Annotated in this window: 1 protein-coding gene and 1 pseudogene; both read left to right on the top strand. The window is 41.1% G+C overall.

Annotation, left to right across the window (positions count from 1 at the left end):
• Window positions 1-274: 274 nt before the first annotated feature.
• Window positions 275-1,108, top strand: coding sequence for a histidine phosphatase family protein (locus tag LSE01S_RS10585; protein ID WP_061777589.1), 834 nt, complete (start codon window positions 275-277; stop codon window positions 1,106-1,108).
• 40 nt (window positions 1,109-1,148) lie between these two features.
• Window positions 1,149-1,354: pseudogene (locus LSE01S_RS10580) on the top strand (hypothetical protein); the annotation flags it as partial.

Raw genomic sequence — 1,354 nt, 5'->3', positions numbered from 1 at the left:
GATTACATACGTGGTAAAAAACAAGCTTGATTCGAGGGATTCGTAAATTTAGAATTGGAAATCGACATGCCGGGTTCTAATCCGTGCTAAAATGTTTTTACTTTTTTATCAGAGACTTAAACGTTCGAACTACAGGATTAAAAAATGATTGTCATCGTAAAAATAAGTGCTAAAATCGCAATGTAGGCGTTTTATTTTTGTCAATTAATAGATACTCGTTGACAAGAACAATGCTGAACATGCGACATCATTTCAGATTTGGAGGAGATTATCCATGAAATTTACGAAAATTGTTAGTTTGTTAGCTGTGACTGCTGGTGCCTTGGCTCTAGTGGCAGTACCCAGCAATGCGCAGGCCAAGACCAAGAAGAAAGCAGCAGTTAAACCCGTGACGATTTATTTAACGCGGCATGGTGAAACGACTGGAAACGTGATGGGACGGGTTCAAGGATGGAGCGACTTCCCACTGACCAGCAATGGGGTTGCCGTTGCCAACAACTTGGGACGCGGCTTGAAGGGCAAGACTTTTAAAGTGGCCTATGCTGGGAATTTGACTCGGCAACAAGTGACGGCCAAGCAAGCGCTCAAGTACTCGGGAAACAAGAAGGTTAAAGTCAACGTATCCAAATACTTACGTGAAGGCGGCTACGGCAGTTTTGAAGGTGACAGTATTGCAGCTGATAATGCCTTAATTGCCGGTGTGTACGGCTTCAAGTCTGGTGATGAAATGATGGCCAAGCAAGGTAAAGACTACTGGAATCTGTTACAGAACGCCTACTACAAACTTGATCAAGAAAATAGCCAAAAGACCAATCTGGTGGCTAGTGATCGAGCAGAAAGTTCTAAGCAAGTGCAAAAGCGGATGTCTAAGGAATTGTTAACCATTGCCAAGGCTACGCAAAAACGGGGCGGCGGTAACGCACTAGTTGTTAGTTCTGGGATGTCCATCAATGAATATCTCTCATCAATGGCTGGTAGCAAGTATACGGGCGCACCGCTGAAGAATGCAGCAGTGACAAAATTAACTTACAAGAATGGTAAATTAGCCGTTAGTGGACCGATTGGTTCCATGGTTTATGTGGACAAGGGTGCTAAGTTAGCTAAATAGATGAATGTAGATGACTTCACAGTTATATTGGGGTCATCTTTTTTATACAATCTACTATTTAAGTAAGCTAGATCAAAATAAAATTTTAGATTTGACGCTTGACCTAAAATCAAAAAGAAGAGGTAAGGGTCAAAAGATAATTCAACAGCGATCAAGTAAAAGGAAGCATAAAGAAAGTAAAGTAGAGCTTACACAAAGAATTCAAAAACAGTTAAAAGGCTTTGCTAAACACAATCCAGAAGTTAT

The organism is Levilactobacillus senmaizukei DSM 21775 = NBRC 103853 (assembly GCF_001592085.1).
Lineage (GTDB): Bacteria > Bacillota > Bacilli > Lactobacillales > Lactobacillaceae > Levilactobacillus > Levilactobacillus senmaizukei.
The sequence above is the reverse complement of the archived record's forward strand: the minus strand, read 5'-3'. Positions and strand labels throughout refer to the sequence as shown.